The following is a 1,402-nucleotide window of genomic DNA, read 5'->3' as shown; positions in this document are numbered from 1 at the left end:
CCCAAGCGCCCCGAACTCGACCGGATCGTCGCCGACGCCTGGGAGTTCACCCTCGCCCACCGCGCCTGACCAGCACCCCACCCCGACCCGACCCCGGCTCCGGCTCCGGCTCCGGCTCCGGCTCCGGGTCGGAAGCAGACCGGAACCGGGTCGGAAGCAGGCCGAAACCGGGCCGGAACCGGTCGGCATTGTCCGGGCGAGAGCGGGGAGACGGGGGGCGCGTGCCGAGCACGCTCCGCCCGCCGCTTCCGTCCTGGGGGAACTCCCGTGGCCGTCCACTCCCGTCTCGCCGTTCTCGGTGCCGGCACCGCCCTGGGCACCGTCCTCGTCCTCGGCACCGCCCCCGCCGCCTGGGCCTGCGACGAACGGCCGCCCACCACCGCCACCCCGACCCCGGCGCAGTCCTCCGCCGCACCCGCGCCCGCGCCCTCGCCCTCCGCGTCCGGCACCGACTCCGCGACCGCGGCCCCGTCGGCCGTGCGGTCGGCACCGGCCGCTTCGCTGGCGCTCCTGCCGGGCGCGGACCGGACGCTGGTGGCGGGCGGCGCCCCGGTCGAGTTCACCGCGCAGATCGACAACACCGGCACCGCCGCCCTGGAGGACGCCGCCCCGCTGCCCGCCCTCCGGAACGACGCCGCCCAGAACCCGCAACAGGCGCTGCGGGCCGACGAGTTGCTGCTCCAGGTGAAGACCTCCGCAGGATGGGAGGCCCTCCCGCTGTCGGTCGGCTGCGACCGTTCGCTGCGCGGCGGCGACCTGCCGACCACCGACCTCGCCCCGGGCGGGAGCGCCCGCTACACCTTCCGGCTCTCCGTCACCGCCGACGCCGCCGCGCAGCAGGTGGACGTCCGGCTCGGCCTCCGGTCCGGGTCGGTGGACACCTCCGCCCCCGCCCCGCACACCACCCTCCGGGTCACCCACCCGGCCGCTCCCGCCCCCGTGCCCGCGCAGCCCTCCGCCGCGGAACCGGCTCCGGCCTCGGCGTCGGCCGTCCCCCGCCCCCGCACCGAGGTGCTCGGTGTCGAGGCCCTCCCGGCCCCCGCCCGGAGCGGCACCCCCACTCCCCCGGCCTCCGACACCGGCGCGCTCGCGGCCGCGAGCCTGCCGTCCCCGGCCGACAGCGGACGGCCGCCGACCTCCCTGCTGGTCAGCGGCGTCGTCCTGATCGCCCTGGGCGCCGCCGGTTTCACCCTCGTCCTCGTCCACCGCCCCGCCCGCCACCGCTGACCGCCCGACCCGACCGGGGGGGGGGGGGGCGGGGCGGGGGGCGGGGGGGGGGGGGGGGGGGGGGGGGGGCGGGGCGGGGGGGGGGGGGGGGGGGGGCGGGGGCGGGGGGGGGGGGGGGGGCCCCGGGGTCGGAGCGGGAGGCGCGCGGGGGCTCGCCGGGGCGGGGCTGCGCGGG

Annotated in this window: 1 protein-coding gene; it reads left to right on the top strand. The window is 80.8% G+C overall.

Annotated features, from left to right (window positions below; all coding sequences use genetic code 11):
* The first annotated feature begins 267 nt into the window (after positions 1–267).
* Positions 268–1,227, top strand: a complete 960-nt coding sequence (locus tag ACFY00_RS38110) for a hypothetical protein (RefSeq protein ID WP_388038873.1) — start codon at positions 268–270, stop codon at positions 1,225–1,227.
* The last annotated feature ends 175 nt before the right edge of the window (positions 1,228–1,402 follow it).

This window comes from Kitasatospora sp. NPDC001540, assembly GCF_042894345.1.
In the GTDB taxonomy this organism is placed as follows: Bacteria; Actinomycetota; Actinomycetes; order Streptomycetales; family Streptomycetaceae; genus Kitasatospora; species Kitasatospora phosalacinea_C.
This window is presented reverse-complemented; position numbering and strand designations above follow the sequence as displayed.